Genomic DNA, 21,361 nt, shown 5'->3' with positions numbered 1-21,361 from the left:
ATTTAAGCCCCCGGATTCTCATGAATAACTCCGCCAACCGACATTCTGCGCCTTCTTCAATCTTTGTGCCAAAATTTTAGAAGCGCACTAAAATGCGCTTTACAGTGAATTTTTTAGATGCTATACTTCCTGCGAAATCATGCATAACTTCAATAATTTCAAGCGATTCCTCGGCGTCCTGGCAGTAGTAGCCTCCCTGTTAGTGATTGCCACCATAGTCTTCCGTATGCAGCAGGAAGTGGCCCCGAAACTGTCGGTGCGCAAGCTTCCTCTCCAGGTGGATGTTTCCCTGCACAAGTTCCATTACACGGAAACCAAACAGGGGATCAAGCGTTGGGAGTTGACGGCCGATCGTGCCGACTATAACAAGCAGGCCGACATCTCCTACCTCTCCGGCGTGCAGATGGTGGTGCACGGGGCCGGTGGGCTCGGCGAACTGCTGATCACGGCGGACCGGGGTGAATATAATAACGGGACCCGGGACATCGCCCTCATCGGCAACGTGCGGGGGAAAAGCAATAAGGGGTACGGTTTCTCGGCTCCTCGCGTCAACTACGTCGCGGCGCGCAGCATGCTGCAGACCTCGGAGCGGGCCAGATTGACGGACATCGGAAGCGAACTGGAAGGGACAGGTATGGAGTACTACACGCAGACTCGGAAGTTCAGGTTGTTGAAGGACGTAAGCGCCGTGTACCGGCAGGGGGGAAAGTGATGCGCCGTATCGTCTCCTGTCTCGCGCTGCTGCTTGCCTTGGCCACTGCGGGCTACGCCGCGCAGGGCGGCAACAACAAAGAGCCTTTAAAGATAAAGTCGGACACGCTCAATACCGATAACGAGAAGAAGACCGCGACCTTCGAGGGGAAGGTGGTCGCCCGTCAGGGAGACATGACCCTGTACACGGACCGCCTGGTGGTCACCTACAGCGGCCCCAACAACGAGGTGTCGCAGGTCGAGGCGTTCGGCAACGTGCGCATCGTACAGGAAGAGCGCCAGGCTACCGGCGCCCACGGGATCTACGATCCCAAGCAGGCGCGCATCATCCTGGACGGCAACCCCAAGGTGGTTTCGGGCGAGGACGTGGTGACCGGCAGGATCATCACCTACTACGTCAACGAGCAGAAGAGCGTGGTTACCAGCGGCCCCAAGGAGCGGGTGGAAGCGGTCATCCATCCGGGAGGGAAGAATGTCGGTGCCAAACCGTAGCACCCTCTACACCAAGGGGCTTCAGAAGGGTTTCAACAAGCGCATGGTGGTGAAGGGGGTGGACCTCGAGATCTCCTCGGGAGAGGTGATCGGGCTCCTGGGCCCCAACGGCGCCGGCAAGACCACCACCTTCTACATGGTGGTGGGGCTGACCCGTCCCGACCAGGGGCAGGTCTTCCTGGACGGCGAACCGATCACGGGACTTCCCATGTACCAGAGGGCGCGCCGGGGCATCAGCTACCTGCCGCAGGAGCCGTCGGTGTTCCGGCGTCTCACCGTGAAGGACAACCTCCTCGCCGTGCTGGAAACCATGGAGCTCGAGCCGGTGCGGCGCCGGGAGCGGGTGGAGGAACTGCTGGCTGAGTTCCGCATCGAGCACATCGCCGGCAGCCGCGGTTACGCGCTTTCCGGCGGGGAACGGCGCCGGGTCGAGATCGCCCGGGCGCTGGCCACCGATCCCAGCTTCATACTGCTCGACGAGCCCTTCGCCGGCATCGACCCCATCGCGGTGATCGATATCCAGAACATCATCACGGCGCTGAAGGGGAAGGGGCTCGGGGTGCTGATCTCGGACCACAACGTGCGCGAGACCCTGGGCGTGTGCGACAAGGCGTACATCATGAACGCCGGCGAGGTCCTCGAATTCGGCGACCCGGTCCAGATTTCCCAGAGCAAGAAGGCCCGGGAAATCTATCTGGGGGACAAGTTCAGGCTGTAAAGAAAAAAGACGTTCTACGTTCTAGGTTCTACGTTCTACGTTAAAATGCAAAGCACAGTCGCCAAAGTTCGTGGCTTGCGCTATAATGAGAACAAAGAGAACAGCAGCTCCATGAACATCAGAACGTTCCATTCTCACACAGCTCGTACAAGCACCAATTACACGGTCTGTCAGCAGGTTTCCGGCTTTTAACGTAGAACATAGAACGTAGAACGTAGAACAGGTTTCAAGGTTTTAGGTTTTTAAGCGGTTTTCAAGGGTTTGTGAGGACTTATGGCAATTGAGATGCGCCAGCAGATGAAAATGAGTCAGCAACTGGTGATGACCCCCCAGTTGCAGCAGGCCATCAAGCTGCTTCAGCTCTCCCGGCTGGAGCTGCAGGACGTAGTGCGGCAGGAACTCGAGGAAAACCCCATCCTGGACGAGGTGATCGAACAGGAGGAGATCCGCGAGCCCGAGCAGCTCGAACTGCGCGAGAAGGAGGCGGAGCCGGAAAGTTCCGCCAGCGACTTCCAGGAAGTCCGTGCCGGCGAAGAGACCCGCGAAGCCGACTGGGACTCCTACATCGACGGCTACAACTACAGTTCCGGCGAGCAGTACTACGACGACGAGGACCGTCCCTCCTTTGAAAACCTCCTCACCAAGAAATCCACCCTGTTCGACCACCTGCTCTGGCAGTTGAGCCTGACCCGTCTCACCGACCGGGAGATGGCGGTCGGGGCCGAGATCATCGGCAATATCGACGAGGACGGCTACCTGCGTGCCAGCATGGAGGACATCGCCTCGGCCTGCGTCCAGGCGAGCCCCTTCAGCGAAGAGGTCCTGGAGTGGTCCGGCCTTTCCGCCGACGCACCCGAGGAGCAGTTGACCGAAGCGGCCGACGGCTTCGCCGCAAGCGTGCTGTCCCCGCTGGTCGAGGGGGTTCTGAAGCGGATCCAGGAGTTCGACCCGGTAGGCGTGGGCGCGCGCGACCTGCGCGAGTGCCTGCTGATCCAGGTGGCGAGCCTGGGGATGTCCGGGAGCCTGGTCGAGGCGCTTTTGCGCGACCACCTGAAGGACCTGGAGAGCCACAAGTACAAGCAGGCGGCCAAGGTGCTCGGCGTGGACGTGAACGACATCCTGGCGGCGACCCGGATCATCGCCGAGCTCGATCCCAAGCCGGGGCGGGTCTTTGGCAGCGACGACGTGCAGTACATCTCCGCCGACATCTTCGTGCACAAGGTGGGGGACGAGTACGTGGTGATGTTGAACGACGAGGGAATGCCCAACCTCAGGATCAACCCGATCTACGCCCCCGATACCAAGAGCACCCGCCAGGTGGACAAGGTGGCCGAGGACTACATCGGCGAGAAGATGCGCTCCGCCATCTGGCTCATCAAGAGCATCCAGCAGCGCCAGCGCACCATCTTCAAGGTGGCGAAAAGCATCGTGAAGTTCCAGCGCGACTTCCTGGACCGCGGCATCGAGCACCTGCGCCCGCTGGTGTTGCGCGACATCGCCGAGGACATCGGCATGCACGAGTCCACCATCAGCCGCGTCACCACCAACAAGTACATGCAGACCCCCCAGGGGCTCTTCGAGCTGAAGTACTTCTTCAACTCGGGCATCTCCACCGGCGAGGGGGATTTCATCGCTTCCGAGAGCGTCAAGAGCAAGATCAAGGAGCTGGTCGACAACGAGGACCCCAAGCGCCCCTACTCGGACCAGCGCCTGGCGGAGCTCCTGTCCGACCACAACATCGTGATCGCCCGGCGCACCGTCACCAAGTACCGCGAGATGCTCCGCATCGGCTCGTCCTCGGAGCGCAAGAAGCATTTCTAAACGCGGACACCGCCTGCGGCGGGCGCTTCGCGTGTATTGACAATAAAGGGAGGTACTTCGTATGCAGATAACCACGACTTTCAGGCACATGGAACCGAGCGAAGCACTTAAGAGCTACGCAGAGGAGAAGCTGGACCGGGTTAAGAAATATATAGACGAGCCGATTGTCGTCCAGGTATTTTTGACCGTTGAGAAGATCCGCCACATGGCCGAGGTGACCATCAACGCCAAGGGGATCACCATCAAGGCCGCGGAAGAGACCAACGACATGTACGCCTCCATCGACGCCGTATCGGACAAGATCGAGCGTCAGCTGCGCCGCTTCAAGGAGCGCATCAAGGCCCACAAGCCGGCCTCCGACGCACGCGAGCGCCAGGTGCAGAAGGCGATCGTCCAGGCCCAGGGGATCGAGGAAGGGACCCAGGCCCCGGTCATCATCAAGACCAAGAGCTTCACCATGAAACCGATGTCCGTCGAAGAGGCGGTGATGCAGATGGAACTTCTGCACAAGGACTTCCTGGTCTACACCGAGTCCTCCACCGAGACCATCAACGTGGTGTACCGCAGGAAGGACGGCAACTACGGCCTGATCTCCCCGGAGAACCCGTAACGCTCTTTTGAGCTGAAAAAAGGACCCGGAGCCCCAGTCCCGGGTTGAAAAAGCGGATGGGAGGCGTCCCCGTGGCGCCTCCCATCGTGATAACGGCCCCTTCTGGGGCTGTTCGCGTGCACGGGGGAAAGGTCGCAGCATTGACAAGCATGAGCCTCAGCATCAAGGACCTGTTGGAAGACAAGGCTTACGGCCTGGACCTGCAGCTTCTGTGCGGTGAAGAGGGCCTCTCTAACCGGCTCTACAGCTCCCGCATCCAAAAACCCGGCCTGGCCCTTACCGGCTACACGGAGCACCTGCATCCGGACCGGGTCCAGGTACTGGGCAACACCGAGATCTCCTACTTAAGCCAGATCCCCGAGGAGGTCGGCGCACGGCACATCGAGAAGCTCTGCAGCTACCCCATCGCGTGCTTCATCGTCACCAAGGGGCTGGACCCCCCGGAGTTCCTGAAGCGTTCAGCAGAGGCCGCCGGGATCCCGCTGCTGGTGACCCACCACCAGTCCTCCACCTTCATCAGCCTGATCACCAAGTTCCTCGAAGAGAGCCTGCTCCCCTCGACCCACATCCACGGCGTGCTGGTCGACGTCCTTGGGGTCGGCGTGCTCCTGTTGGGCAAGAGCGGCATCGGCAAGAGCGAGTGCGCCCTGGACCTCGTTATCCGTGGGCATCGCCTGGTGGCCGACGACGTGATCCACATCAAGAAGAAGATGCCGGCGGCGCTGGTGGGTCAGGCGGGGGAGACCATCCAGTACCACATGGAGATCCGCGGCCTGGGGATCATCAACATCAAGGACCTGTACGGGGTCTCCTCCATCCGCGAGAAGAAGATCATCGACATGGTGCTGGAGCTCATGGAGTGGGACGCGAACCAGGAGTACGAGCGGCTGGGGATCGACGAGCCGGTGAAGACCATCCTGGGCGTGGACCTGCCGCACGTGAAGATACCGGTCCGCCCGGGGCGGAACCTGACCTCGATCATCGAGGTCGCGGCCAGGAACTTCCTTTTGAAGGGGATGGGATACCATTCCGCCCGGGAGTTCCACGAAAAGCTCCTGGCCCGCCTTGAGTTCCGTCCCCTGGGCAACGAGGTGGAATAGCATGCGCATCGTCATCATAACCGGCCTGTCAGGCTCGGGAAAATCGACGGCGGTGAAGGCGCTGGAGGACGAAGGGTTCTTCTGCCTGGACAACCTGCCGGTCTCCCTGGTGAGCACCTTCATCGAACTGGTGGAGCACTCCCGCGAGGACATCAAGGACGTGGCGCTGGTGATGGACATCAGGAGCCGCGACTTCATCAAGGGGTACGACCAGGTGTTTCAGGCCATCTCCTCGGCCGGGCACAGCGTCAAGATCTTCTATTTCGACGCCACCGACGAGGTGCTGATCCGACGCTTCTCCGAGACCAGGCGCCGCCATCCCGCCCTGGAAGGGGCGAGCGTCCCCGACGGCATCCGCTTCGAGCGCGACCAGCTGGCGGGGCTGCGGCGCATCGCCACCGCGATCATCGACACCTCCGAGATGAACGTACACCGCCTGAAAGAGGTGGTGATCGGCTTGGTGAAGGGGGGCGAGGGAGCACTGGAGATGCAGGTGAACCTGCAGTCCTTCGGCTTTCGCTACGGACTCCCCCTGGAGAGCGACCTGGTCATGGACGTGCGCTTTCTCCCCAACCCGTACTTCGTGGCGGAACTGCGCCCCTATTCCGGCCTGGAGCCGGGGGTGCGCGACTACGTACTGAAGCAGAAGGAGACCGTGGTGTTCCTGGAGCGTTTCCGGGACATGCTGGAATTCCTGCTGCCCGGGTACCGCAGGGAAGGGAAGTCCTACCTGTCGGTTTCCATCGGCTGCACCGGCGGCAGGCACCGCTCGGTGGCCATCGCAGAAGAGCTGTACCACTACTTCCGGCAGCGGAACGTGAACATAAAAATCTCTCACAGGGATATAGAGAAGGGGCTGGGATGATAGGACTGCTTTTGGTAGCACATGCCGGCGTGGCCAGTGAGCTTCTGACCGCGGCGGAGATGATAGTAGGAAAGTTGGAACTGGCCGAGGCGGTGGGCATCGCCCACGACGCGTCGGCTGCGGACGTCATGGCCGCCATCAAGGACGCGGTGTCCCGCGTCTCCGGAGACGGCGCCATCATCATGACCGACATGTTCGGCGGCACTCCCTCCAACATGAGCATCTCGTTTTTGCAGGAAGGCAAGGTCGAGGTGCTTACCGGCGTGAACCTCCCGATGCTGATCCGCTTCACCCAGGAGCGCAACCGCTGCAGCGTCGGCGAACTGGCTCTGAAGCTCAAGGAGAGCGCCCAGGAAGGGATCACGGTAGCCGGGGATTTCCTCAAAAAGTAATCCGATTAGTGACAATCTTCCGCTGGTAAAAGTCCCCCTTTCCGAAGGGGGATTTAGGGGGATTTGCTTAAGGTTCGGAAAGGCAAATCCCCCCCCGCCCCCCCTTCGCAAAGGGGGGAGTGGGAGGTAGTGGAAGATCGTCGCCAATCGGGAAAAGCAATAAAAGGCGGGCGAGTGCACATATGATCGAAGGCCAATTCGTAATACCGAACAAGTTGGGTCTGCATGCCAGGGCCTCCGCGCTCCTGGTGAAGACCTCCAGCGGTTTCTCCTCCGAGATCAGGATCGAGCGGGAGGGGGTCGAGGTGAACGGCAAGAGCATCATGGGGATCATGATGCTGGCGGCCGCCAAGGGGAGCACCGTCACCCTCAAGGTCGAGGGGGCGGACGAGGTCGAGGCCTACGCCGCGATCGGGGAGCTGATCCGGAATGGATTCGGAGAAGAGTGAGTCGAGACAGCTGAAGGGGATCGGCGCCTCCTCGGGGATCGCCATCGGCCAGGTGCGCATCACCGACCGGCGCCGCGTCGCGGTTACCGAGGTGCTGGTGGCCAACGAGGAGATCCCGGGGGAGCTGGAGCGTTTCAGCGGGGCCATCGAGCGGGCCAAGGGGGAGCTCTTTGCCCTGCGCGAGCAGCTCTCCAGCACCCACGGCCCCGAGCACCTCTGCGTCATCGACGCCCATCTGATGCTCCTGGACGATACCATGCTGGTCGGCGAGACCACCCAGTACATCGAGCGGCTCGGCATCAACGCCGAGGGGGCCCTGAAACGGACCCTCGGGCGCTTCAAGGCCTTCTTCGACGGGGTGGACGACGAGTACCTGCGCGAGCGCGGCGGCGACGTGGAGACCGTGATCGAGCGCGTGCTCAGGCACATGGTGGGGCAGAAGCAGGAGCCCATCGACAACATCGAGGGGAAGGTGATCGTGGTGGCCCACGACCTCTCCCCGGCCGACATCCTGCAGATCGACAAGAGCAAGGTGATCGGTTTCATCACCGACCTGGGGGGGAAGACCTCCCACTCCTCCATCCTGGCCCGCGCCTTCGAGATCCCTGCCGTGGTGGGGCTGGAGCGGGTGACCACGGAGGTCCGCGAAGGGGACACCCTGATCATCGACGGTTCCAGCGGCGTGGTCATTATCAACCCGGGGGCGGAGGAGTTCAGGGAGTACCTGCAGAAGAAGCAGCGCTACGAGTACGTGGAGCGGGAACTGCTGAAGCTGCGTGACCTGCCGGCCCAGACCCTGGACGGACACCGCATGCGCCTCAAGGGGAACGTTGAGTTCATCGAGGAGGTCGCCTCGGTGCACAAGCACGGCGGCGAGGGGATCGGGCTGTACCGCACCGAGATGCTCTTTTTCAACCGCAGCAAGCTGCCGACCGAAGAGGAGCAGTTCGAGGCGTACTCGGCGCTGGTGAAGAAGATGGCGCCCCAGCCGGTGACCATCAGGACGCTCGACATCGGCGGGGACAAGTGCCTCACCGACCTCGACCTCTCCGACGAGATGAACCCGGCGCTGGGGGTGCGGGCCATCCGCCTGTCGCTGCGCCAGCCCGAGGCCTTCAAGGCCCAGCTGCGTGCCATCCTGAGGGCGAGCGCCTTCGGCGAGGTGAAGCTCTTCTTCCCCATGGTTTCCGGCGTGGCCGAAGTGCGTGCCGCCAAGGCGCTTCTGGAGCAGGTGAAGGAGGAACTGCGCGGCAGACACCCCTTCGACGAGAAGGTGCAGGTCGGCATCATGATCGAGATACCGTCCGCCGTGGTCATCGCCGACCTTTTGGCGGCGGAGGTCGACTTCTTCAGCGTCGGCACCAACGACCTGATCCAGTACACGCTGGCCATCGACCGCACCAACGAACACCTCTCCGCACTGTTCCAGCCGCTGCACCCGGCGGTGCTCAGGTCACTGAAGGCCATCGCCGATGCCGCCCACGCGGCGGGGATCGACGCCTGCATCTGCGGCGAGATGGCCGGCGACCCCGAATACCTTCCCATCCTCCTGGGGCTTGGTTACGACGAGCTGTCCATGAACGCGGTCTCCATCCCGCGCGTCAAGAAGATCCTGCGCCGCTGCACCGTGCAGGAAGCGCGCGAGGTGGCCCTGAAGGCGTTGAGCTTTTGCACAGCGGCCGAGGCGGACGCCTACCTGAAGGGGGAGATCGCCGCCCGTTTCTCCGAGAGCTTCGACTAGAAGGCATTCTGCCGCGTGAGCGCCTGCAGCGCGAGCTCGACGGCCAGAGCCAGCCGCTTCCCCGCCCTGCGCGAATTTCCCGCCAGTCTGATCAGTTGCGGAATCAACAACGGCCTCTTGGCGATGGTCCAGGCGATCCGCCACGGGTTCAGCTTCAGGTTGGTGTCGCAGAATTCCTCGATGGCGAAACCGAGCTCTTCGTCGGCCGCGTCGCTTACCCCCCGGATCGCCACCAGCGGTATCCCCGCAGACTGCGCCTGTTCCAGTACCGCCGCCGTCTCCATTTCGAGGAGGGGCAAAGCGGTACTCCCCCCGAGTCGGCCGGCCATTTCGACCTTGTTTCTGATGCCGCAGGCGGTGATGAAGCCTCCGCGCCGCAACGGCAGCCCGACCCTGGCGCAGTAGTCCTGGACCAGGGCCGCAAGGGCGGCGTCGGGCGGGGGGGATTCAGCGAGGTTACCCTGGTCCAGGCGGAAGACGCGGTCCGCCAGCACCAGTTCGCCGACCTCCAGACCGGCGAGGACCGCGCCGCCGAAGCCGAAGTTGAGGATGGCATCCGGAGCGGCGTGCCGGATCAGCGCCTTGGTCGCCGCCGCGGCCTGCGCCGGTCCCATTCCCGACTCTATCAGGTAGACCAGGCAGCCGTTCACGGGGAAACGGTACAGGTTGCGCCCGTCGATGTTGCCCCGGGCGAATCCTTTTATGCGCGCCAGAACCGGCGCGATCTCCTGGGGCATGGCGGCCACGACGCCCAGGCTTTTGTTTTCCTTGGCCATTTGGGTTCTCCCTTTCGACCGGCCACTTTATCAGAGGGGAGCCGTCGCCGCAACGCTTTCCCGTACCTGGACCCGGTTCGCCTTGACAAAAGGTGGCCGCCGTCTTATAGTCAGGGTTCTTTTTTTGGTGTGACGCTATTAATCTGGAGGGGTGATATGAAGCCGTTGTTTTTGAACCCGCCGACCTTCGAGGATTTTGACGGAGGTGCCGGTGCACGTTACCAGGCCTCGCGCGAGGTGACCTCTTTCTGGTTTCCTGGCTGGCTCACCTATCCGGCGGGGATGATCGAAGGCTCGCGTGTCGTCGACGCACCCGTACAGCGTCTCGACCTCGATGCCTGCCTCGATATAGCCAAAGATTACGACATGGTGGTGATGTACACCTCCACCCCGACCCTCGCCATCGACGTGGAGACCGCCCGCCGGGTCAAGGCGCAGAAGCCGGGCACGGTGACCGTGCTTACCGGCCCGCACGTCAGCATCCTCCCCGAAGAAAGCCTCCGTTTCGCAGCCGGCGCGGTCGACATCGTCTGCCGCGGCGAGTTCGACTACTCCACGAAGGAGCTGTGCGAGGGGAAACCGTGGGAAGAGGTGGACGGCATCAGCTTCATGAAAGATGGCAAGGTGGTGCACACCAAGGACCGCCCCCCCATCGCCGACCTGGACGCGCTTCCCTTCGCCAGCAAGGTCTACCAGCGCGACCTCCCCATCGACGAGTACGTGATCCCGCATTTCAGGCATCCCTACGTCTCCATCTATGCCAGCCGCGGCTGCCCGTCGCGCTGCATCTATTGTCTGTGGCCGCAGACCTTCTCCGGGCGCACCCTGAGAAAGAGAAGTCCGCAGAACGTGTACGAAGAGGTGAAGTGGATCAAGGAGAACCTTCCCTACGTGAAGGACATCTCCTTCGACGACGACACCTTCACCGCGGACAAGCAGCACGCCATCGCCATCGCCAGGCTCATCAAGCCCCTGAACGTCTCCTGGGTGATCAACGCCCGCGCCAACTGCGACTACGAGACCCTGAAGGAGTTGCGCGACGCCGGGATGCACCACGTCGTGGTCGGCTACGAGTCGGGCAACGAGCAGATCCTCAAGAACATCAAGAAGGGGGTCACCAAGGCGCAGGCGATCGAGTTCACCAGGAACTGCAAGAAGCTCGGCATCACCGTGCACGGTGCCTTCGTGCTGGGGCTTCCCGGCGAAACCCGCGAGACCATCAAGGAAACCATCGCCTACGCCATCGACCTCGACCTCACCTCGATCCAGGTCTCCCTGGCTTCCCCGTACCCCGGCACCGAATTCTACCAGATGGCCAAGGAGAACGGCTGGATCGCCTCCGACAGCTTCCTTGACGAGACCGGCCACCAGAAGTGTGTCATCAACTATCCGGATCTCACCAACCAGGAGATCTTCGACGCCGTCGAGTTGTTCTACAACAAGTTCTACTTCCGTCCCCGCTACATAGCGCGCAGCATCTTCAGCATGCTGGTGAACTCCCAGGTGCGTCGCAAGCTGTTGAAGGAAGGGGCGCAGTACCTGACCTACATGAGAAAGCGCAAGCAGGCCGCCTGCTAATGTCCTCCCTCCCCCGGAGGGGGAGGGGCGGGGAGGGGGATGCGGTGCTGCTGCATGAATTTTCCCCCCTTCCTCCCTCCCCCCTCCGGGGGGAGGAGGTACCCGGGTTCCGTATGAAAGAGATAATCCTTAACGCCGACGACTTCGGCCTGAGCGCCGGGGCGAACCGCGGCATCATCAAGGCCTGGCAGGAAGGGCTTCTTACCAGCACCTCGCTCATGGTGGGGGGAGACGCCTTCGAGGAGGCGGCCGCCTTTGCTCGCGCGAACCCCGCCCTGCAGGTGGGGCTGCACCTCACCCTGGTCCAGGGGAGCGCGGTCCTGGCGCAGGGAGGGGTGCCCGCGCTGACCGACGCGGCAGGGGAGTTCACCGACGACCCGGTGCTGGCCGGCATGCGCTACTTCTTCCTCAAGGGGCTCAGGAAAAAGCTGCGTCAGGAGATCGACGCGCAACTGGCGAAGTGCCGGGATGCCGGTGTCGAACTCTCCCATGTCGACGGTCATCTCAACATCCACATGCATCCGGTGGTGTTCGACATCCTCTGCGAGCTGATGCCCGGGTACGGCATCAAGAGCTTTCGTCTCACCCGGGAAAACCTCCCGGCGAACCTGGCGCTGAACCGGACGCGGCTGGTGGGCAAGTGCGCCGATGCCTTCATCTTCGCGCGGTTGGCAGAGCGTTGCCGTCCCAGGCTGGAGCGGCTCGGCATCCGCTACGCCGGCGAAGTGAAGGGGCTGCTGAGCTCCGGGCACATGACCGAGGGGTACCTCCTGCAGGTGCTGGACGGGTTGGGGGAGGGGATCACGGAGATCTACTTCCATCCCGGCTGCCATCCCTGTGCCACCCTTACGCGCCGCATGCCGGATTACCAGCACGAGGCGGAGCTGGCGGCACTGACCAGCCCCCGTGTGAGGGAGAAGCTGGCGGCAGCCGGTATCAGACTGAGAAACTACCGCGGAGAGGAAAAGACGTATGTTTAAGACCGTAGTGGTCATGCTCGCGGCGGTCACGGCAGGGACCATCGGTGACCTGCTGCTGGCCAGCGGCATGAAGGAACTGGGCGACATCTCCACCATGAACCTGAGGGGTATCCTGAGGGTCGCCGTGCAGGCGCTTACCACCCCGAAGCTGGTGTTCGGCACCGCCATGCTGGCCGTCTTCTTCTTCCTCTGGCTCGCCGTCCTCTCCTGGGAGGACCTGTCGGTGGCCCTGCCGATGCAGGCCTTGAACTACATACTGGTCGCCTTCCTGTCCCAGTACTTCCTGCACGAGGTGGTGAGTCCGCTACGCTGGGCGGGGACCGTGCTGGTCGCGATCGGGGTGATCATGATTACCAAGAGCAGCGGGGCCTAGCCCCTATCGGCGTCAACCCTGCAGGGGCGAATAATCATTCGCCCCATCCCCCCATCCCCGCGCCCCTCGACAACTTTCCCCGTCAACGTCCCCGACTCCGACAACATCGCGTGTGAAATGGCTAACATTAGGTAATCCCTAACTTTTTTCTCTTGAAAAAAAATATCGTGAGGGGCTAATCTGTGGACATGAAAATTTCAGCCTTATTGTCCTTTTTCGCACTTCTGATACTCTCCGCCCTGCCGGCCCACGCCATGAGTCCCAACGAGAAACTGGTCTACGACGTCAGTTGGACCGGGATCAAGGCCGGGGTCACGACCCAGGAGCTCAACACCAAGGGGAACGAACTCCACATCGTCACCACGACCCGCTCCACCCCATGGCTGGACACCTTCTTCCGGGTGGAAGACCGTGCCGAGTCGGTAGTCGTGCGCGGCAGCGGCGACCGCTTCGGTTTCCCGAAGTACTTCCGCAACAAGATCAGCGAGGGAAGCCACCGGCGTCTCAAGGAGGCCAGGTTCGATCAGCAGAAGCTCAAGGTCGAGTCGAAGGATCTCCTGCACAAGACCCAGCGCGTCGACGACATCAGCGCGACCACCTACGATCCGCTCTCCATCGTCTACTATGTCCGTACCCTCGATCTCGTTCCCGGGCGCTCCCTCTTCGTTGACATCTACGACTGCAAGAAGCTCTGGAACACGGAGGTGAAGGTGCTCAAGCGGGAGGAGATCGACACCCCGGTGGGACACTTCAAGACCATCGTGGTGCAGCCCATGATGAAAGCGGATGGTTTCTTCGCCCGTACCGGTGAGGTCAAAGTCTGGCTTACCGACGATGCCCTGAAGATACCGGTGATGGTCTCGACCAAGGTGAAGATCGGCAAGATAAAAGCCGTGCTCACCGGCGGCAGCTACTGGCCCCAGGCGGCCACAAAGGCAGATTAAGACTAAGATTAAGATTAAGAAAAAGAGAGAGGCAAGGCGCCACATGGCCCTTGCCTCTCTTCGTTGCTGCTCCCGGTACGGTTCATCTCGGAATTCTGGGGAACCAGGTTTATGTCCCACCGAAGCGCTGCACGAGGCCTGACGTTCCCCCCTTTGCGAAGGGGGGCAGGGGGGGGTGATTTTGTGAACAATAAGCCATCTGCTTGCGGAATTTGCGGAATGGTTGCTTCTACGGATGGTTGTAGGAACTAAGGCAAATCCCCCCCGTCCCCCCTTCGCAAAGGGGGGAGCGCGAGGGTCCCGGCAGTGCTACGTGGCAAATCTGCTGCGGCCTCCCTTAGTCTTCTTCTTAATCTCAATCTTTATCTTCATCTTTATCTGTCTCTAAAACTCCGCGTGCCTCGGCGTCCTCGGGAAGGGGATCACGTCCCTGATGTTCTCCATGCCGGTGAGATACATGATCAGCCTCTCGAAGCCGAGCCCGAAGCCCGCGTGCGGCGTGGAGCCCCAGCGCCGGGTGTCGAGGTACCAGGAAAGGGACTCCGGCGCGATACCTGTTTCCAGCATGCGCCGTTCCAAAAGCTCCAGCCGTTCCTCGCGCTGACTCCCGCCGATGATCTCGCCCACCTTGGGGACCAGCAGGTCCATGGCTGCGACGGTCCTGCCGTCGTCGTTCTGCCTCATGTAGAAGGCCTTGATGGCTTTGGGATAGTTGAGTATGAAGACGGGGCCGCCCACCACCTGCTCGGTAAGGTATCGTTCGTGCTCGGATTGCAGGTCGAGCCCCCACTCCACCGGGAACTGGAACGACACCGGGGCCTTCTTGAGCCGCTCGATCGCCTCCCCATAGTCCATTCTCGCGAAAGAAGCCTGCGCCACCGCCTCGATCCTCTCAATCAGCCCCTTGTCTATCTGGCTGTTGAAGAAGTCCATGTCTTCGCAGCAGTGGTCCAGCGCGAAGCGGCACAGCCTCTTGAGGAAGGCTTCGGCGAGGTCGGCGTCGTCGGCGAGGTCGGAAAAGGCCATCTCCGGCTCGATCATCCAGAACTCGGCGGCATGGCGCGCCGTGTTGGAGTTCTCGGCACGGAAGGTCGGCCCGAAGGTGTAGATGTCGGAGAAGGCCTGGGCGAACAGCTCGCCTTCGAGCTGACCGCTCACGGTGAGCCCGGTGCCGGTAGCGAAGAAGTCCCTGGAGAAGTCGATGGTTCCGTTCACCAGGGGCGGGTTGGCGAGGTCGAGCGTGGTGACCCGGAACAGTTCGCCTGCGCCTTCGCAGTCGTTGGCGGTGATGATCGGGGTGTGCACGTAGAGAAAGCCGCGCTCCGCGAAGAAGCGGTGTATCTCCTGGGCCAGGGCCGAGCGAACCCGGAAGACGGCACCGAAGGTGTTGCTGCGCAGCCTGAGATGGGCGATGGTGCGCAGGTACTCGAAGGTGTGACGCTTTTTCTGCATCGGGTATTCCTGGTCCGCGCCGCCGACCACCTCGATCTGCTGTGCCTTCAGCTCCAGTTTCTGCCCGGCCGCCGGCGATTCCTGCAACAGTCCGGTGACGGCGAGGGCGCTGCCGGTGCCGATGCCGGTCACCTCGTCGTAATTTTCGAGGTCGGGTTCCGCGACCACCTGGATCCCGGAGAGGCACGACCCGTCGTTCAGGGAGATGAAGGTTACCCCCTTGCTGTTTCTGATGGTGCGCGTCCACCCCTTGACGAGGATGGTGCTGCCGGCTTTGCCCTGGTCCAGCGCCTGTTTCACCTTGGTTCTAGCGGTCATGTGAACGACTCCACTGGTGGATTTTAATGCATCACTTATAGCATACCGGGGTGGGCTCGGCAAAAGCATAGTTGACAGCCGGGGCGGCTCTCGTATAACTTCACTGGCCATGATCAAGACCCTTTCCGCCATACTGCTCACCGTCCTCCTGGGCTTGCCCGGTTACAGCCACGCTGCCGCCGTCTTCGGCGGAGTAGGCATCGACGGCGTACCCAGGGCCGACGGCACCATCGTGGTGCGCCAACTGGTAGTCGGGGGACCCGCGCACCTGGCCGGGATCAAGGCCGGCGACATTATCACCCAGGTCGACGGCACGCCGACTGCCGGCAGCGACTTCAATTTCATCGTCGAACGGCGCCTGAGGGGACGCGCCGGGACCCCGGTGCTGATCCTGGTGCGGCGTCCGGGCAACCCGAAGACGCTGAGTTTCAAGATGGTCCGGCGGCAACTCAAGGTGGCCGCGAACGCCAAAAAAGAAGCAAAGGGGGAGTGAACATGCGCATCCTGTTAACCGCAATCCTGGCCGTATCCCTGCTGGCCCCGGCCGCCGGCGCCGAGCAACTCCCGCAAAGCCCGCTTGGCAGCCACAGCGTGCAGACCAAGTATCCGAAGATCGTCCTCTTCTCGACCTCCTGGTGCCCGCATTGCCGGGCCGCAAAGGAATACTTCACCAGGAACAACATCCCCTTCATCAACAGGGATGTCGAGTTGGACAGTGCCGCGATGGAACTGGTGACGGGCAAGTACAAGAGCCAGGGTGTTCCGGTTATCGTGATAGGGGAAGATGCCAAGGTGCTGAAGGGATTCGATCAGGCGCGCTTCGAGAAGGCGGTCGACGAGGTACGCAAGAAGAAGTAAATCGCCAAGGCCCTCATCCTCTGGATCAGGGCCTTGGATCGTAGCAACTTATCCCTCCTCAGCCATCTCTCTCTAACTCCCACCCCCTGCATATCACGATGGAAGCGAACACGCACTTTTAGGGCCGACCTTCTTAAGGTCGGCCTCCGGATTTTGGGATCGGACACGGGGAGGAGAGGAGCACCTAGATTTCGGTCGCTTCCTCCTCTGTCAGCAGGGAGAACAGGATCTGCACCAGCTTGGGATCAAGATTGGAGCCGCTCATCCCCTTTATGGTCCACATCACTTCTTCACGGTTGAACCCCTTGCGATAGGGACGGTCCATGGTGAGCGCGTCGCAGATGTCTGCGGTCGCGACGATCTGGGCCTCGATCGGAACCTTGCTTCCTTCCAGCCCGTAGGGGTACCCCTTGCCGTCGTACCGCTCGTGGTGGTAGAGCACGATGTCCTGGACCGTCTTCGAGAGGTTCGCCTTTCTTACCACTTCGCACCCCCACTCCGGGTGCTTCATGACGATCTTGAACTCTTCCGGCGTCAGTGCGCGCTCCGCGTTGAGAATGGCTTCCGGGACGCCGATCTTGCCGCAGTCGTGCAGCCAGCTCCCGTACCTGATCTCCTGCTGGATGTCCTCGGGAACCCTCAGCTTCGCCGCGATTTTGAGGGCCAGGGTCGCCACCCTGTCGCAATGCCCCTTGGTGCAGGCGTCTTTCAATTCGATGGTCTGCGCCAGCGAGTGCAGGATGAACTCGTCCTCCCGCTTGATCGCCTGCAGCACGCGGTAGCGGCGGATGCCGTCCTTGACGGCACGCAGCATCTCCGCCTTCTTCCACGGTTTCAGGACGAAACGGAACACCTCGCCGCTGTTGATGGCGGCCAGCGTCGTGGACAGGTCGGCGCTGCCGGTCATCATGATCTTCACCGTGTGGGGCGAGACCTCCTTGATGCGCGAGAGGAGCTCGATACCCCGCATGCCCGGCATCTCGTTGTCCGAGATGACCACTGCCACCGACTGGTGCTCGACGATCTGCAGCGCCTCCATGGCGGAAGACGCGGTGAGAACGGTGAGCCCCCGGTTCTCGAAGAGCCCGCTGGTGTAGGCCAGGTAGCTTTTCTCATCGTCCACGAATAGGACCGTCTCGCGTTGTAGTTCCTTGTTTTGCATGTTCCCTCTCTCGGCTACTCATTAAGTAACCACCGCATTCTTATCGGCACAAGTGCGGCAGAGAATAGGGAAAAAACGCGTGTCCCGAAAAGGTCAGTGGTTTTGCGGTGCTACGCCGTGCGCTTTCTTGACATGGCAGGCATAAGCGATACCATCCAACGGTGGACTTGTAATTAAAACCGAGGCCGCTGCTCTTTATTTAGAGGAAACGGCTCAGCTCCGGGGGACCGAAGCGAAGGAGGATCTATCATGCTGGTATCCAAGACCTGGTACACCCTTGCCGAGGCCTGCGAGAAATTCGGTGTGGAGATGGAGCGTCTGCAGGTATGGATCGACGAGGGGGTCATCCGCACCGAAGAGGACAACGGGCAGGTGGTACGGGTGAACGGCGACGATCTGGAACTGAAGATCGAGGAGCTGACGGGAATCTAGCCGTTTTTTGGGCGGAATTTTCGTTGACGAGCCTCAAGGTCGCCCCTTTGCTGCCGATAAAGACCCAAAGTCGGCGCGCTTCGGCGCCGGCATGAGCTCGAAACGGAGGTAGCCATGGGGGAACTTTACGTACCCGTAAGCATAGAGAGCATCCAGGCGGACATCTTCCCGGATGTCGCCCTGTACATACAAAGCGGCGGCAAATACATCCTTTACAAGAGCCATGGCAGGAATTTCTCCAGCCAGGACGCCGCCCGCCTGATGGAGAACAAGGTCGAATTCCTCTTCGTAAGTCCCGCCGATCTCGAGGTGATCACGGCCTACATGGAGAGCAACGCCGAGCGCGTGCTGAAGGACGATACGCTACAGGCGAAAACCAAGGGGAAGATCATCTACCAGACCTCCATCAACTTTGTGGGGGATATCTTCGAGCACCCCGAGAAGGTATCCGACTTCTCCCGCAGTCAAAGGATGGTCGAGAACCTTCTGCAGTACCTGGCCAGTGACCGGGACTCCTTCCAGTCGCTGGAAAGCGTTATGACCCACAACTACTACACCTTCGTGCACAGCTTGCAGGTTACCGCCCTGTCCGTGCTGCTGCATTCGGAGGCCTACCTCCTTTCCCACGACGAGATGCTCGATGTCGGCATCGGAACCCTGCTGCACGACTTCGGCAAGGTCTTCGTCTCTCCTGCCATCCTCAGCAAGGAGGGGAAGCTTACCCCGCAAGAGCTGGAGGAATACCGCAGGCATCCCGAAGAGGGATACCAGTACCTGAAGAAAAACACCAAGCTCTCCGACATCTCGCTGGGGGTGGTGCGTTGCCACCACGAGCGTAACAACGGCAACGGCTATCCGCAGGGGCTGAAGGGGCCGGAGATCTCGCGCAGCGCCCAAGTCGCCGCCATCTGCGATGTGTACTGCACCCTGACCATAGACCGTTCCTGTCGCAAAGCGCTCTCCTCGGCCATAGCCCTGCTGATCATGAAGCAGGAGATGAAGGGCTCCTTCAACGAACGGTTGCTGGATGCCCTGGAGGGAATCGTCTGCACTGACAATCCGGCACAGTTCCTTTAGAGGCAATTGACAATGGACAATTGACAACGGGTAACTGCAGGATCCCTGTTGAGGCTTTAGCTGAACGGTCAACGGGGGAAGTGAATGCGTCGGCAAGAACGACATCGAAATGTGTTCTAAAGCTATCGACGAAAGTGACGAAGAAATAGGGAAGGCAGGAAATTCGTTGTCAATTGCCAATTGTCAATTGCAATTGCCCAAAGGGGGTTGCCTTGAGCAACAGCATAACGTTCGAAGAAATCATGTTCACCATCATGTCCGCCACGCAGGATACCTTCAAGAGCTACATGAACACCGACATCTATGCAGGGAAGGTCGAGAAAAAGATAAACCCGCTGCACAGCGACGTGGTGGGGATCGTCGGGGTGGCCGGAGACCGGGTCGGCTACATCATCTTCGCCACCGAGAAGGGGCCGGCCGAACAGATAGCCAAGGACCTCCTGATGCTGGACGAGGCGGATGACGAGGCGATCAACGACGCGGTCGGCGAGGTCGCCAACAACATCGCCGGTGTCTTCAAGACCAAGTACCACGAACAGTACGGCAGCGTGGCGCTGGGGCTCCCGCTGGTCCTCTCCGGGCGGCTGCGGCCGATGACCGATCCTCCCGAGCAGTCCACCATGGACGGGAGCATGAGCGTGCAGTGCAAGGGGGTCACCATCCCCTTCACCACCATGGATGGCAGGCTCCACTTCCGGGTCATGGTCTATATGTAACGGCAGGGACTAGGGGCTGGGGACTAGGGGCTGGAAAAACCTCCCGCACCACGCGCCACGCCGTATTCTAAAGAAAAGCCCCCGCTGCCATGACGGCAACGGGGGCTTTTTTCATTCCAACGAGATGTTGTAGGGGCGAATAATCATTCGCCCCCCTCACTGCCACGATTAAATCCCCAACTGCTTGAAGAAGTCGTTCCCCTTGTCGTCCACCAGGATGAACGCCGGGAAGTCCTCGACCTCGATCTTCCAGACCGCCTCCATCCCCAGCTCGGGGAAGTCGATGCACTCGACCTTCTTGATGTTCTCCTCGGCGAGGATCGCAGCCGGGCCGCCGATGGAGCCGAGGTAGAAGCCGCCGTGCTTCTTGCAGGCGTCGGTTACCTGCTGCGAACGGTTGCCCTTGGCGATCATGACCATGGAGCCGCCGTTGGCCTGCAGGAGGTCGACGTAGGAGTCCATGCGGCCCGCGGTGGTGGGGCCGAAGGAGCCGGAGGGCTTGCCTGCCGGGGTCTTGGCCGGGCCCGCGTAGTAGATCGGGTGGTTCTTCAGGTACTCCGGAAGCGGCTTGCCGGAGTCGAGGATCTCCTTGAACTTGGCGTGGGCGATGTCGCGGCCGACCACGATGGTGCCGGAGAGGAGCAGCGGGGTCGAAACCGGGTGCTTGGAGAGTTCGGCCAGGATGTCCTTCATGGGCTGGTTCAGGTTGATTTTGACGCCGTGCTCGTGCTTGCCGCGGAAACGCTCGGGGATGAGGCGCCCCGGGTTGTCGTCCATCTGCTCGACCCAGATCCCTTCCTTGTTGATCTTGGCCTTGATGTTGCGGTCCGCGGAGCAGGACACGCCCATGCCGACCGGGCAGGAGGCGCCGTGGCGCGGCAGGCGGATGATGCGCACGTCGTGGGCGAAGTACTTCCCGCCGAACTGGGCGCCGATGCCGGACTCCTGGGCCGCCTTCAAGAGCTCAGCCTCGAGGGCGAGGTCGCGGAAGGCCTGGCCGTGCTCGTTGCCGCTGGTCGGGAGCGCGTCGAGGTACTTGGCGCTGGCGAGCTTTACGGTCTTCAGGCACGCTTCGGCGCTGGTGCCGCCGATGGCGAAGGCGAGGTGGTACGGCGGGCAGGCCGCGGTGCCCAGGGTCTTCATCTTGGCAACCAGGAACTTGATCAGGCTGTCCGGGTTGAGGAGCGCCTTGGTCTCCTGGTAGAGGTAGGTCTTGTTGGCGGAGCCGCCACCTTTGGCCATGAACAGGAACTTGTACTCGGCGCCCTTGGTGGCGTACAGGTCGATCTGGGCCGGGAGGTTGGTGCCGGTGTTGGTCTCCTTGTACATATCGAGGGCCACGGTTTGCGAGTAGCGCAGGTTCTCCTCGGTGTAGGTCCTATAGACCCCCTTGGAGAGGTACTCCTCGTCGTTGGCGCCGGTCCAGACCTGCTGGCCTTTTTTGCCCATGACGATGGCGGTGCCGGTGTCCTGGCAGATGGGGAGCTCGAAGTTGGCGGCAACCTCGGCGTTTCTCAGGAAGGCGAGGGCAACACCCTTGTCGTTCTGGGAGGCTTCCGGATCGGTCAGGATCTTGGCGACCATCTCGTTGTGCTCCGGGCGGAGCAGGAAAGAGAGGTCCTTCATGGCGGTGTTGGCCACCACGGTAAGGGCCTCCGGAGCTACCTTGAGCACTTCCTGCCCTTCGAAGTTGGCGACCGAAACGTACTGCTGGGAGTCCGGGATGAGGCGGTATTTGGTGGTGTCCGGCCCGAGCGGGAAAGCTTCCTGGTACTTGAACTCTGGAGTTGCCATCG

23 protein-coding genes are annotated in these 21,361 nt (G+C 61.4%); 19 read left to right on the top strand and 4 right to left on the bottom strand.

Annotation, left to right across the window (positions count from 1 at the left end; genetic code table 11):
- Window positions 1–139 precede the first annotated feature (139 nt).
- The 10 genes from lptC to ptsP all read left to right on the top strand — a co-directional run bounded on the left by lptC (window position 140) and on the right by ptsP (window position 8,899).
- Window positions 140–712: an LPS export ABC transporter periplasmic protein LptC gene (gene lptC, locus KP004_RS15955; protein WP_216799429.1), complete on the top strand. Its 573-nt coding sequence runs from the start codon at window positions 140–142 to the stop codon at window positions 710–712.
- Window positions 712–1,203, top strand: coding sequence for a lipopolysaccharide transport periplasmic protein LptA (lptA, locus tag KP004_RS15950; protein WP_216799428.1), 492 nt, complete (start codon window positions 712–714; stop codon window positions 1,201–1,203). The genes lptC and lptA overlap by 1 nt, the downstream gene beginning before the upstream one ends.
- The gene (lptB, locus tag KP004_RS15945) at window positions 1,184–1,921 is read left to right on the top strand and encodes an LPS export ABC transporter ATP-binding protein (protein ID WP_216799427.1); all 738 of its coding nucleotides are present in this window, start codon (window positions 1,184–1,186) and stop codon (window positions 1,919–1,921) included. Before lptA ends, lptB begins: the two co-directional genes overlap by 20 nt.
- A gap of 273 nt (window positions 1,922–2,194) precedes the next feature.
- Complete coding sequence (gene rpoN, locus KP004_RS15940) at window positions 2,195–3,742, top strand: RNA polymerase factor sigma-54 (RefSeq protein ID WP_216799426.1); 1,548 nt, start codon at window positions 2,195–2,197, stop codon at window positions 3,740–3,742.
- Between the two features lie 61 nt (window positions 3,743–3,803).
- Entirely contained in the window at window positions 3,804–4,352 is a 549-nt protein-coding gene (gene hpf, locus KP004_RS15935) for a ribosome hibernation-promoting factor, HPF/YfiA family (protein ID WP_183349769.1), read from the top strand.
- Between the two features lie 149 nt (window positions 4,353–4,501).
- Window positions 4,502–5,452, top strand: coding sequence for an HPr(Ser) kinase/phosphatase (gene hprK / locus KP004_RS15930; RefSeq protein ID WP_216799425.1), 951 nt, complete (start codon window positions 4,502–4,504; stop codon window positions 5,450–5,452).
- Between the two features lies 1 nt (window position 5,453).
- Window positions 5,454–6,317, top strand: a complete 864-nt coding sequence (gene rapZ, locus KP004_RS15925) for an RNase adapter RapZ (RefSeq protein WP_216799424.1) — start codon at window positions 5,454–5,456, stop codon at window positions 6,315–6,317.
- On the top strand, window positions 6,314–6,709 hold the full coding sequence (locus tag KP004_RS15920; protein ID WP_216799423.1) for a PTS sugar transporter subunit IIA: 396 nt from the start codon (window positions 6,314–6,316) through the stop codon (window positions 6,707–6,709). Before rapZ ends, KP004_RS15920 begins: the two co-directional genes overlap by 4 nt.
- A gap of 182 nt (window positions 6,710–6,891) precedes the next feature.
- Window positions 6,892–7,158, top strand: a complete 267-nt coding sequence (locus tag KP004_RS15915; protein ID WP_216799422.1) for an HPr family phosphocarrier protein — start codon at window positions 6,892–6,894, stop codon at window positions 7,156–7,158.
- Window positions 7,139–8,899, top strand: coding sequence for a phosphoenolpyruvate--protein phosphotransferase (ptsP, locus tag KP004_RS15910; protein ID WP_216799421.1), 1,761 nt, complete (start codon window positions 7,139–7,141; stop codon window positions 8,897–8,899). The genes KP004_RS15915 and ptsP overlap by 20 nt, the downstream gene beginning before the upstream one ends.
- Here the strand turns inward: ptsP and KP004_RS15905 are convergent.
- A complete protein-coding gene (locus KP004_RS15905; protein ID WP_216799420.1) occupies window positions 8,896–9,675 on the bottom strand; it encodes a phosphorylase family protein in 780 nt (259 codons plus the stop codon). The two genes, ptsP and KP004_RS15905, sit on opposite strands and share 4 nt — an antisense overlap.
- A gap of 156 nt (window positions 9,676–9,831) precedes the next feature.
- On the opposite strand from KP004_RS15905, the gene hpnJ reads away from it, so the two are divergent.
- The 4 genes from hpnJ (at window position 9,832) to KP004_RS15885 (ending at window position 13,550) form a co-directional block, all read left to right on the top strand.
- Entirely contained in the window at window positions 9,832–11,253 is a 1,422-nt protein-coding gene (hpnJ, locus tag KP004_RS15900) for a hopanoid biosynthesis associated radical SAM protein HpnJ (RefSeq protein ID WP_216799419.1), read from the top strand.
- Between the two features lie 113 nt (window positions 11,254–11,366).
- A complete protein-coding gene (hpnK, locus tag KP004_RS15895) occupies window positions 11,367–12,233 on the top strand; it encodes a hopanoid biosynthesis-associated protein HpnK (RefSeq protein ID WP_216799418.1) in 867 nt (288 codons plus the stop codon).
- The gene (locus tag KP004_RS15890) at window positions 12,226–12,606 is read left to right on the top strand and encodes an EamA family transporter (RefSeq protein ID WP_216799417.1); all 381 of its coding nucleotides are present in this window, start codon (window positions 12,226–12,228) and stop codon (window positions 12,604–12,606) included. The genes hpnK and KP004_RS15890 overlap by 8 nt, the downstream gene beginning before the upstream one ends.
- 188 nt (window positions 12,607–12,794) lie before the next feature.
- Window positions 12,795–13,550 carry a DUF3108 domain-containing protein gene (locus KP004_RS15885; protein WP_216799416.1) on the top strand — a complete coding sequence of 252 codons (756 nt, stop codon included), beginning with the start codon at window positions 12,795–12,797 and terminating at the stop codon, window positions 13,548–13,550.
- A 384-nt stretch (window positions 13,551–13,934) separates the two neighbouring features.
- Here KP004_RS15885 and asnS read toward each other — a convergent pair whose 3' ends face one another.
- Window positions 13,935–15,320, bottom strand: coding sequence for an asparagine--tRNA ligase (gene asnS, locus KP004_RS15880; RefSeq protein WP_216799415.1), 1,386 nt, complete (start codon window positions 15,318–15,320; stop codon window positions 13,935–13,937).
- Window positions 15,321–15,429: 109 nt separating this feature from the next.
- On the opposite strand from asnS, the gene KP004_RS15875 reads away from it, so the two are divergent.
- The gene (locus KP004_RS15875) at window positions 15,430–15,813 is read left to right on the top strand and encodes a S41 family peptidase (protein ID WP_216799414.1); all 384 of its coding nucleotides are present in this window, start codon (window positions 15,430–15,432) and stop codon (window positions 15,811–15,813) included.
- Between the two features lie 2 nt (window positions 15,814–15,815).
- Complete coding sequence (locus tag KP004_RS15870) at window positions 15,816–16,178, top strand: glutaredoxin domain-containing protein (protein WP_216799413.1); 363 nt, start codon at window positions 15,816–15,818, stop codon at window positions 16,176–16,178.
- A gap of 184 nt (window positions 16,179–16,362) precedes the next feature.
- On the opposite strand, the gene KP004_RS15865 is transcribed toward KP004_RS15870, so the two are convergent.
- Window positions 16,363–17,340: an HD domain-containing phosphohydrolase gene (locus tag KP004_RS15865; protein ID WP_216799412.1), complete on the bottom strand. Its 978-nt coding sequence runs from the start codon at window positions 17,338–17,340 to the stop codon at window positions 16,363–16,365.
- Between the two features lie 249 nt (window positions 17,341–17,589).
- Between KP004_RS15865 and KP004_RS15860 the strand changes: the two genes are divergently transcribed.
- From KP004_RS15860 to KP004_RS15850, 3 genes are all read left to right on the top strand, one after another.
- Window positions 17,590–17,772, top strand: a complete 183-nt coding sequence (locus KP004_RS15860) for a helix-turn-helix domain-containing protein (RefSeq protein WP_216799411.1) — start codon at window positions 17,590–17,592, stop codon at window positions 17,770–17,772.
- A gap of 114 nt (window positions 17,773–17,886) precedes the next feature.
- Entirely contained in the window at window positions 17,887–18,849 is a 963-nt protein-coding gene (locus tag KP004_RS15855; protein ID WP_216799410.1) for an HD-GYP domain-containing protein, read from the top strand.
- Between the two features lie 212 nt (window positions 18,850–19,061).
- Window positions 19,062–19,565: a chemotaxis protein CheX gene (locus tag KP004_RS15850; RefSeq protein ID WP_224984964.1), complete on the top strand. Its 504-nt coding sequence runs from the start codon at window positions 19,062–19,064 to the stop codon at window positions 19,563–19,565.
- A gap of 168 nt (window positions 19,566–19,733) precedes the next feature.
- Here the strand turns inward: KP004_RS15850 and KP004_RS15845 are convergent, their stop codons facing one another.
- Entirely contained in the window at window positions 19,734–21,359 is a 1,626-nt protein-coding gene (locus KP004_RS15845) for a fumarate hydratase (RefSeq protein WP_216799409.1), read from the bottom strand.
- Window positions 21,360–21,361: the final 2 nt, after the last annotated feature.

Source organism: Geomonas oryzisoli, assembly GCF_018986915.1.
GTDB lineage: Bacteria > Desulfobacterota > Desulfuromonadia > Geobacterales > Geobacteraceae > Geomonas > Geomonas oryzisoli.
Note: the sequence above shows the minus strand (reverse complement) of the source record. Positions and strands in the feature narration are given on the sequence as shown.

Excerpts from the sequence above, each read along its gene's own strand:
- lptC (WP_216799429.1), top strand. The coding sequence starts at position 140 with ATGCATAACTTCAATAATTTCAAGCGATTCCTCGGCGTCCTGGCAGTA.
- lptA (WP_216799428.1), top strand. The coding sequence starts at position 712 with ATGCGCCGTATCGTCTCCTGTCTCGCGCTGCTGCTTGCCTTGGCCACT.
- lptB (WP_216799427.1), top strand. The coding sequence starts at position 1,184 with ATGTCGGTGCCAAACCGTAGCACCCTCTACACCAAGGGGCTTCAGAAG.
- rpoN (WP_216799426.1), top strand. The coding sequence starts at position 2,195 with ATGGCAATTGAGATGCGCCAGCAGATGAAAATGAGTCAGCAACTGGTG.
- hpf (WP_183349769.1), top strand. The coding sequence starts at position 3,804 with ATGCAGATAACCACGACTTTCAGGCACATGGAACCGAGCGAAGCACTT.
- hprK (WP_216799425.1), top strand. The coding sequence starts at position 4,502 with ATGAGCCTCAGCATCAAGGACCTGTTGGAAGACAAGGCTTACGGCCTG.
- rapZ (WP_216799424.1), top strand. The coding sequence starts at position 5,454 with ATGCGCATCGTCATCATAACCGGCCTGTCAGGCTCGGGAAAATCGACG.
- KP004_RS15920 (WP_216799423.1), top strand. The coding sequence starts at position 6,314 with ATGATAGGACTGCTTTTGGTAGCACATGCCGGCGTGGCCAGTGAGCTT.
- KP004_RS15915 (WP_216799422.1), top strand. The coding sequence starts at position 6,892 with ATGATCGAAGGCCAATTCGTAATACCGAACAAGTTGGGTCTGCATGCC.
- ptsP (WP_216799421.1), top strand. The coding sequence starts at position 7,139 with ATGGATTCGGAGAAGAGTGAGTCGAGACAGCTGAAGGGGATCGGCGCC.
- KP004_RS15905 (WP_216799420.1), bottom strand. The coding sequence starts at position 9,675 with ATGGCCAAGGAAAACAAAAGCCTGGGCGTCGTGGCCGCCATGCCCCAG.
- hpnJ (WP_216799419.1), top strand. The coding sequence starts at position 9,832 with ATGAAGCCGTTGTTTTTGAACCCGCCGACCTTCGAGGATTTTGACGGA.
- hpnK (WP_216799418.1), top strand. The coding sequence starts at position 11,367 with ATGAAAGAGATAATCCTTAACGCCGACGACTTCGGCCTGAGCGCCGGG.
- KP004_RS15890 (WP_216799417.1), top strand. The coding sequence starts at position 12,226 with ATGTTTAAGACCGTAGTGGTCATGCTCGCGGCGGTCACGGCAGGGACC.
- KP004_RS15885 (WP_216799416.1), top strand. The coding sequence starts at position 12,795 with ATGAAAATTTCAGCCTTATTGTCCTTTTTCGCACTTCTGATACTCTCC.
- asnS (WP_216799415.1), bottom strand. The coding sequence starts at position 15,320 with ATGACCGCTAGAACCAAGGTGAAACAGGCGCTGGACCAGGGCAAAGCC.
- KP004_RS15875 (WP_216799414.1), top strand. The coding sequence starts at position 15,430 with ATGATCAAGACCCTTTCCGCCATACTGCTCACCGTCCTCCTGGGCTTG.
- KP004_RS15870 (WP_216799413.1), top strand. The coding sequence starts at position 15,816 with ATGCGCATCCTGTTAACCGCAATCCTGGCCGTATCCCTGCTGGCCCCG.
- KP004_RS15865 (WP_216799412.1), bottom strand. The coding sequence starts at position 17,340 with ATGCAAAACAAGGAACTACAACGCGAGACGGTCCTATTCGTGGACGAT.
- KP004_RS15860 (WP_216799411.1), top strand. The coding sequence starts at position 17,590 with ATGCTGGTATCCAAGACCTGGTACACCCTTGCCGAGGCCTGCGAGAAA.
- KP004_RS15855 (WP_216799410.1), top strand. The coding sequence starts at position 17,887 with ATGGGGGAACTTTACGTACCCGTAAGCATAGAGAGCATCCAGGCGGAC.
- KP004_RS15845 (WP_216799409.1), bottom strand. The coding sequence starts at position 21,359 with ATGGCAACTCCAGAGTTCAAGTACCAGGAAGCTTTCCCGCTCGGGCCG.